This window comes from Bowmanella denitrificans (assembly GCF_002887595.1).
Lineage (GTDB): Bacteria > Pseudomonadota > Gammaproteobacteria > Enterobacterales > Alteromonadaceae > Bowmanella > Bowmanella denitrificans.
Window position 1 is genome coordinate 1 of sequence record NZ_PEBU01000028.1, and the last position, 8,060, is coordinate 8,060.

Annotated in this window: 6 protein-coding genes and 2 pseudogenes; 5 read left to right on the forward strand and 3 right to left on the reverse strand. The window is 45.2% G+C overall.

The window, feature by feature from the left end:
* A pseudogene (locus CSR04_RS24435) lies at positions 1–376 on the reverse strand (transposase); the annotation flags it as partial.
* Here CSR04_RS24435 and CSR04_RS25320 point away from each other — a divergent pair.
* Together CSR04_RS25320 and CSR04_RS24445 are read left to right on the forward strand one after the other, a co-directional pair.
* A complete protein-coding gene (locus CSR04_RS25320; RefSeq protein WP_245921900.1) occupies positions 370–1,284 on the forward strand; it encodes a hypothetical protein in 915 nt (304 codons plus the stop codon). The pseudogene CSR04_RS24435 and the gene CSR04_RS25320 overlap by 7 nt on opposite strands.
* A 71-nt stretch (positions 1,285–1,355) precedes the next feature.
* A pseudogene (locus tag CSR04_RS24445) lies at positions 1,356–1,505 on the forward strand (helix-turn-helix domain-containing protein); the annotation flags it as partial.
* Positions 1,506–1,851: 346 nt separating this feature from the next.
* On the opposite strand, the gene CSR04_RS24455 reads toward CSR04_RS24445, so the two are convergent.
* Both CSR04_RS24455 and CSR04_RS24460 read right to left on the reverse strand, forming a co-directional pair.
* Entirely contained in the window at positions 1,852–2,376 is a 525-nt protein-coding gene (locus CSR04_RS24455; protein ID WP_102798975.1) for a hypothetical protein, read from the reverse strand.
* Positions 2,377–2,529: 153 nt separating this feature from the next.
* Complete coding sequence (locus tag CSR04_RS24460) at positions 2,530–3,075, reverse strand: hypothetical protein (RefSeq protein ID WP_102798976.1); 546 nt, start codon at positions 3,073–3,075, stop codon at positions 2,530–2,532.
* 579 nt (positions 3,076–3,654) lie between these two features.
* Between CSR04_RS24460 and CSR04_RS24465 the strand changes: the two genes are divergently transcribed.
* From CSR04_RS24465 to CSR04_RS24475, 3 genes are all read left to right on the forward strand, one after another.
* Complete coding sequence (locus CSR04_RS24465; protein ID WP_172449488.1) at positions 3,655–4,920, forward strand: S41 family peptidase; 1,266 nt, start codon at positions 3,655–3,657, stop codon at positions 4,918–4,920.
* A gap of 487 nt (positions 4,921–5,407) precedes the next feature.
* A complete protein-coding gene (locus CSR04_RS24470) occupies positions 5,408–5,947 on the forward strand; it encodes a hypothetical protein (protein ID WP_146027253.1) in 540 nt (179 codons plus the stop codon).
* 317 nt (positions 5,948–6,264) lie between these two features.
* On the forward strand, positions 6,265–7,920 hold the full coding sequence (locus tag CSR04_RS24475; protein ID WP_102798979.1) for an acyl-CoA dehydrogenase family protein: 1,656 nt from the start codon (positions 6,265–6,267) through the stop codon (positions 7,918–7,920).
* Positions 7,921–8,060: the final 140 nt, after the last annotated feature.

Here is an 8,060-nt window from a genome sequence, read left to right on the forward strand (position 1 = left end):
GTCGACCTGGGCAGGTCAAACAACTGACAGACCAATGCGGTTGGATACTGCTCACTCAACTGGTCTGTCAGCGCATGCTTTTGAAGTCGTCCGACATTAAGAGAGCTGTAGCCTTTTTTAAGATATCTTTCTCCAGCTCCAGGCGTTTAATGCGCTTCTCGAGCTCTTGGATACGCTGTTGTTCTGGTGTCATGGCTTTGGCATCAGGTGTTATTCCCTGACGCTCTGCTTGTAGCTGTGCTACCCAGCGGCGCATTGCCGTCTCACCCACGCTCATCGCTGAACAGGCTTCCATTATCGAATAGCCCTGTTCTACCACTAATGCCGCTGCATCTCGTTTAAATTCCGGAGTGAAACTCCGACGTCCCATTGCCATTATTCACCTCATTTGATGGTTGGATTCTACCACCTAACTTGGTGTCTGGTTTTATTAGACCACTACACAAGGTAATCGTTGAAGGTGAAGGCGGAGAAGTAAAACACTCACAGTTCCTGTCAGATTATCTGCGAAAGCCATCGCTAGATTTACAGGTAGCCACATTCGGCAATACTTTGTTGGATGTGCTAATCGAAGAATCATATATTTCAGAGAATTTAAAACTAAAACAGGTATTAACTGGTAATGCCCATGCGGATGCTACTAGGCTAATTGGAAGCATCGCGGAATCGTTAGTTGTAAAATTATGTAACTCAGAGCCAGATGTGAATAGAATTCTTGGAATGTATGCAAGATTTGGGCAGCGGCCGCATAAAAAGCTGGATGATTACGTTGCCGTTGCAACTGGTTCAATGAGGGCAAAAAACTACTTTTTCCAACATTACAATCCGTGTGATACACAAAGAGATATAATTTGGGTTGAGAAGGATGACACTAGCAATCAGCTTCTTTGCATTAGCCCAAACAACCGTGTTGGAGCAAAACCTGCCGGCTTGCAAGTTAAAGCAAGCCACGATGGCGTCAAGTATGTAGTCCCAACCATTCAGGATTATCATTATCCTGTGTTGTACTTTGATTTGAATGGTGACTGGGGTGAAGTGCAAAAAGCTGTTATTACTCACTACCAGAATGCAACACTCGTTCATCCTGATGAAATACAGCATGAAGTTAAGCATATTCTCAAAGGTTACTTTGATATTGTCGTAGCATTGATTCACGGGGAAATTTCAATTGAACAGATTATCCAAGAGTCAAAGTGGCGTGGCGATTCGATTTTACCAACAGGCATTGATGGAGCTGAACCTACAAGTGAATCAAAACTGATACTGCCCTCTTATTTAAGGTGAGTGCAACTAACTGTTACCAACAATTGAAATCTGATCCACTTTTTTCACTATGGTCCCTTTTCGGGGGCGCTTTGATTACAAAAGAAGAACTCATGAAAATTCAGATTTTGCATCAGCAAGGCCTTTCCCAGCGTGCGATTGCCAAACAGTTAGGCATCTCGCGTAACACGGTGAAGCGTTATCTTCGAGCCAACGTCGATACGCCTGTTTATTCCCCTAGGAATCAAAGGGTCACCCATTAATCAGCCGTGTCAAGTAAACAGCAGAATTCCTCCCGGTATTTAAATGATATCGGGATGTGAGAAAGTGAATTTCTGCCCGGTAATCTGTTTCGCTTCGTTTTTTCGTCGAATAGTGTCGATTACGTTCACACCAGTCACCTCAGCTATCTAACCTTCTGTCTAAATTCTTTTACCCTAAACAATGTACGCTTAAGCATAATACCCAAGTAAAAGATTAGAATAGTAAAAAATAGCAGGTGACTATCATAATTATCACTCGTAATTATGTAGTAAAGTGGCAGCAGTATGGCAATTATCCCAGCAAACCAGCCGGATAAATTCAGCTTCAAAGTAAGCACTCCAATATACTCTGAACTCTTTTCTCAATAGCTGAGATTATTTTTTCTTCTTCGTAAGATGGGATTGATGTACTTAAGGCTCTGAAAAAATATAGTTTACCTTTATAAATGACAGGGCCAAAAAGAGTAACATCAACGAAGTTATTAGGTTTTACACTCTCTTCAGTGCGAAGCGTTAGAGTTGAAGAAAAGATCTTATATTCTGTCCTTTCTAAAACAGACTCTTTTTTTATATCAAAGACTTCAGATAGGTTCTCATCTATGTAGCTATATATTACTGAGTCAAATATACTTGAAGTAGATGATTTTTTAAATTCCCATCCTCTCTTTTTTATTTCTTCGTTAGATATCTCATCCAAGTTCCAGATCGTTTCTCGGCTAGATATTGTGAACTGTCCTTGAACAGATGACTTGTTAAGTACATTTTCATCACAGTCTGAAGCATCTGCAAATCTAACCGGTAAAATTGTGCAAGCCAATACGAATAAAGTTACAAATCTATTTATTTTCATAAGTGTACGAATCAATCACCAGAAAAAGCATAACCAACGGTAAGGTAATAAAGAGAATCATCTTGGAGTAAGCCTCTGCAAAGAAAATCCAAAAACCAGTAAGTGTCAGACAAACAAATACCGAGAATAAAAATCTGGATAAGATGATCTTCATCAATTCAGCTCTAACTCTCGGATGACACTTCGTCTTTCGACTTCAGCGGTAATGTTTGTTAGCACTTTGTCATTCAGATAAACGGCTCCCCAGATAACAAGCGTTACTGTTCCGCCGCGGGTAAGCTTGCCATTTTTTTTCAGTTCCCGAATAAAATCAGACACACTGGTTACCGAGGCGCCCACGCCAATTATTGAAGCAAATTTGGCAAATCTCTCATGAAACTTTTTGTCTGCTAACAATTCTTCAGTGGTCATTGACCACACTCCCCACTTTTTATTCACATAGGTGGGATGCAGCGCAATATTCATAACCCTCGTCAGAAGAGGGCCATTTAGCTTCCTGATGCGCTCCATAGCCTCAATCTTCTGATATCGGTCCAAATGCCGATACAGCATGGCATAACAGAGCGCTTGAATTTCTGCATCTCCACCATTCTCTAGCAAAGAATATGGAATATCCACAACAGCAGCCAAATACTGCAATTGCTGTCTAGGCGTAGCGGGTAGCTTGTAGGGTAATTGAGCAGTGGTAACACTAGGCATAACAGTTCCTTCTGAAAATATCCATGAGTTAAAAAGACTAGATAGCAGACAGTCTTTTGTCAAAGTACAACCTCGCCCCTTAAGCGGCCCAAGCCGCTTTGACTCCCGCTTAAAAATTCCCGTTTAGAGGTTTGCGGGCGTGTTTGAAAGCTACTTCCCTGTAGCTTTTCCTTCGGACCAGCCTAAAGCTGTCCAAAATCTTTCCCTAAGATTTTGTCTTTTGGTTACTTTTCTTTGCACGAGCAAAGAAAAGTGACTGGCGCGCAATGGACTGCGTGTCATAAAGAACAGGGAAGTTATTAAGTCAGTGCAGCAAATGCTAACTTGCGACCCAATCTACAATAAACAATCCAGCGGACGCGCAAAGCAACAGGCAGAACGCTTGTTGCAAATAAGACTGGCGCGCCACGGATGGGGCGTCATCAAAGACAAGGACGTCACAAACCTCACCACAGTATTTTCATGTTAGGATACCGAAGACCATTTTGACATGGACAGTTCTATTCAATGGTTGCCAGCTCAGCCCTGATAAGGGCATCCATTTCATCCGCAACATTGACTCAAAGCGATACGGACAATATGAAAATAAAAATTCTAGCCACTTTACTATTCAGTATTTCCCTTGCTGGCTGTTTTAAGACAACAGAAGACGACAGGTTTAACGCTAAAGATGCCTGGCAGGTACTTGAAAGTGTTCTCAAGCAACAATATGCCTATATAGATCGTCCTGACTTCAATGCCCAGAAGGTTTTTAATGAGTTCCAGATTCGGGCCTCTGAAGCAAGTACCCGGCAAGAGTTTGCAGATATCAGTCAAATGTTCTTACGGCATTTTCTCGACCCTCATCTAAACCTGGGGCCCTATGATGAAAATGATTTTAGTGTATTTCCGACAGGCTCGGATATTAGAGCAATCTATAAGCACAATGAATTCATTATTGAAGATGTTAAAGCGGATGGCGCTGCCGATCTTGCCAATATCCGCCCCGGTGCTGAAGTGGTAACCATTGATAACTTGCCGGTAAAAGAAGCGGTTGAAAAAGTATTCGGCAGGCAGTTTGAGCAGCTGTCGTTGCAGCAAATAAACTACGGTGTGAATATTAGCTTAGGTGGCTATAGAAATAGAGAGCGGACAATTAGCTTAAAGCATCAGGGTGAGTTAAAAACCTATCACTTGGCGGCAAGTTACGATTCGATCAACGCGATCGCAAAGGGCCCCACCTTAACTTATCAAGAGCTTGATGGCCTGGGTTACATTCGATTTAACAACTCATTAGGTAACAGCGATACCGTGAACGCCTTTAAGGAGGCGATAACTGCGCTGTCTGAAACAAGCGCTTTGATTATCGACCTTCGCAATACCCCAAGTGGCGGCAATACCGCTGTTGCAGAGCCTATATTAGGGCACTTTGTTGACAAGAAAACCGTCTATCAACTTTATCAAAGGCAAGAACAGGGTAGATCATACAAAGATGCCGACATGGAAAAGGCCTATGCAGAACCCAATGCACCACATTACACGAAACCTTTTGTTGTATTGGCAGGTCGCTGGACTGGCAGTATGGGAGAGGGAATGACAATTGGACTGGATGCAATCGGCGCCGTCACTGTTATCGGGGCACCTATGGCTGATCTGTTGGGTGGCATAAAAACCGTTAAATTAGCGAAGAGTGACACTTGGTTAGAGCTGGGATTTGAACGCTTATACCATGTAAATAACACCTACCGCGAGGATTTCGAACCTGATGTGATGATAAGCCCCGCCGATCGCGACTCAAACGGCAATGACCCGGCATTATCAATGGCTCAGAAGATTCTTAATGAATCGCTGATGGGTTCAATGTAACCAATCACGGGGCAAATAAAAGGAGCATAGCTGTTGGAATACTCATTCCCCTAGCGGCCCAAGCCGCATTGCCTCCCGCTTAAAAATTCCCGGTTGGTTTAGGGCCGGCTACTTGCTAGAGGCGAATTGAATCGGAGATACGTCGGGGATGATGTCCAGATAAATTTTCGGCAACTTCATGTGGAGTATACCTGAACAGCTTCAGCTGACCTGAACAACAACAAGTGAAATGCCAGAATAGGAGGCGCATTCTAGAATGAGGCATAATAAAATCAGCATAACTCAAGCCTTGCCACAGCTCTTGTAGCCATAGATACTAAGACTCGCCTCAGGCAAAATCTATGCCTGAACGATAATTGAAATATGATATAGCCAGTGCTTCTCAATGGTTGATTTTATATATTGCAAGGCCTTTGAGCAGCGAACCCGTATCATCGATTAGCTTTCAGTGGAATATAAACAAGATACTAATAAAAAAGGAAGAAAAATGAAGAAAGTAGTATTAGCAGTAAGCCTACTCGCATTAAGTGCATGTTCGACAATGCAACCACCCCGCTACGCAATTTCTGTGGACAATGTTCAAACATTAAAACAGCTAAGCGAAATTAATGGCGAATTTGCTTCACTTAATCAGCCAGCATCATTCAGTTCCAATTGCCGTTTAATGGGGCCAATTGAACCAGCCGATGGGCTGTCAATCCCACAATTCATTACTAAAGCGTTCAATGATGAATTAAAGATGGCAGACAAATACTCAAAGGATACAGTTAAAATTACAGGAGACATTACCAAAATTGAGTTTTCGTCTATAACAGGTTTAACCAATGGTTATTGGGATATTGGTTTAAGTTTAAAATCAAGCAACGGTACAGAATTAGAAGTGAGTAATAAGTATTCCTTCAAAAGTGGCTTTGATGCAATTACAGCGTGCAATGCGACTGCGGATGCTCTGTCACCTGCAGTGCAAGACCTGATTAAAGCAACCTTTAGTCACCCTGACTTCGCCAACTTAATGAAGCAAAGCTAGCAACACGCTTAAACCAATATGTAACAGCTTGGCTATATTCGCCAATATCCAAAATTTAGCCAAGCTGTACTGTAGCGTCACCGTACTAAAAGAAACAATCGAAGGTACTCCACCAGTCAACTCATTTCTCAAGCGGGTCACAGCCCTGAGCGCCGCTGATCAACAGAGTCAGGCCATGCCTACCAGCATTGGCAACAATGGCCAGGGATTCCCCTGGTAATAAGCAAACCTGTTCCAGCACAAGCCAGTTTATGAAACACTGACCCAATCAGCCTTAACCAAACAGTGCCATAATCTGAATCGGCTAAGAGGTGGTTATGTCCCATAGCATTGATATAAGCGATACCCATCAGGTCTTCAACCAACCTGAGCCCCTGCAAGACTACAACGCCTATCAGGCAGATGAGGTGCTGCAATACTGGGTACAGCAGTTTGGTGGCCATTGGGGCGACAGTAAGTTGGCCAGTTTCGGCCATCAGATTGGCCATGAACTGCTGCAGGCCGGTTTTCAGGCCAATAAGCATCTACCCGAGTTCCAGCCCCACAACAGATTTGGCCAGCGCGTAGATCAGGTGGATTATCACCCCGCCTATCACCAGTTGATGCACCATGCAGTGCATAATGGTCATTGCAGCTTTGCCTGGACCGAAAACAAGCCTGGTGCCCATGTTATTCGGGGCGCGATGGCATTTTTGCATAACCATGCCGATCCCGGGTCCGGCTGCCCCCTGACCATGACATTCGCCAGTGTGCCGGCCATTAGCGTACAACCTGATATTGCGGCCAAATGGCTGCCCAAGATCCTGTCCGGCCACTACGACGGTACCAATAAGCCTTGGTTTGAAAAGCAAGGGGTGACAATCGGTATGGCCATGACCGAAAAACAAGGCGGCTCGGATGTGCGGGCCAATACCACCGTTGCCTCTGCCGTTGCGCAGGCCGGACCAGGCCAGCTTTATCAACTGACCGGGCATAAATGGTTTTGCTCGGCACCCATGTGTGACGCCTTTTTGGTACTGGCTCAGGTAGATAACAAGCTGTCCTGCTTTTTGCTGCCGCGCTGGCGCGACGATGGCAGTAAAAACCCTATCCAGATTCAGCGACTGAAGAACAAGCTGGGTAACCGCTCGAATGCCAGCTCCGAAATAGAATTTCGTGGTGCACATGGCTGGCTATTGGGTGAAGAGGGGCGCGGCATCGCTACGATTATTCAGATGGTGGCCCTGACCCGTTATGACTGTATGTTAGGCTCATCGGCACTGATGGCGCAGGCCGCCAAGGAAGCCATCTGGCATACCAGCGGGCGTAGCGTATTTGGCAAAAACCTTCACGACCAGCCGCTGATGATGAATGTGCTGGCCGATCTAGCTCTTGAAGCCGAAGCGGCGCTGGCCATATCGCTGCGTATTGCCCATGCCCTGGATCACAGTGACAACCCGCAGCAAGCCGCGCTGGTGCGCAGTTCCACGGCGATCGGCAAATACTGGATTTGCAAGAGGGCTATTCAGCAAACCTATGAAGCCATGGAATGCATCGGCGGCGTAGGTTATGTGGACGAAAACGTGCTCAGTCGTCTTTACCGGGAAGCGCCGGTTAATGCGATTTGGGAAGGTTCGGGGAATGTCCAGTGTCTGGATCTGCTCAGAGTGCTACAGCGCGAACCCGATACGCTGCAGGCCCTGCTGGCTGAATTGCAAAAGGCAAAAGGCCGCCAGCCACTTTTTGATCAGAAACTGGTGGTGTTAATGGCTGAACTCACCGAACAACACAACATTGAACTACGCGCCCGTCAGCTTATGGAACAGCTGGCCTTGCTCTGGCAAGCCGCAACATTGCTGGTATATGGCTTACCCATGATTGCCGAAGCATTTATTCAAGCCAGACTCAGCGATAAACACTACCACCAGTACGGTACCCTGCCTGAATGTATTGATGCCAGAGCAATTATCGCCCGGGCCATGCCTAAGGTTTGAGTCGGTGTGGGTCGGAATTCATTCCGACAGCTTTTTAGCAGTCTGACGGTTGGGATAAACGATAGGCAATAAAAAAGGGCTATCCACTCGGATAGCCCTTCTTCATATTGGGAGCCTGGCGGTGTGCTACTCTCACATGG

Bases quoted from the DNA above. Each gene is read 5' to 3' on its own strand.
- CSR04_RS24455 (WP_102798975.1), bottom strand. From the start codon at position 2,376: ATGAAAATAAATAGATTTGTAACTTTATTCGTATTGGCTTGCACAATT.
- CSR04_RS24460 (WP_102798976.1), bottom strand. From the start codon at position 3,075: ATGCCTAGTGTTACCACTGCTCAATTACCCTACAAGCTACCCGCTACG.
- CSR04_RS24465 (WP_172449488.1), top strand. From the start codon at position 3,655: ATGAAAATAAAAATTCTAGCCACTTTACTATTCAGTATTTCCCTTGCT.
- CSR04_RS24470 (WP_146027253.1), top strand. From the start codon at position 5,408: ATGAAGAAAGTAGTATTAGCAGTAAGCCTACTCGCATTAAGTGCATGT.
- CSR04_RS24475 (WP_102798979.1), top strand. From the start codon at position 6,265: ATGTCCCATAGCATTGATATAAGCGATACCCATCAGGTCTTCAACCAA.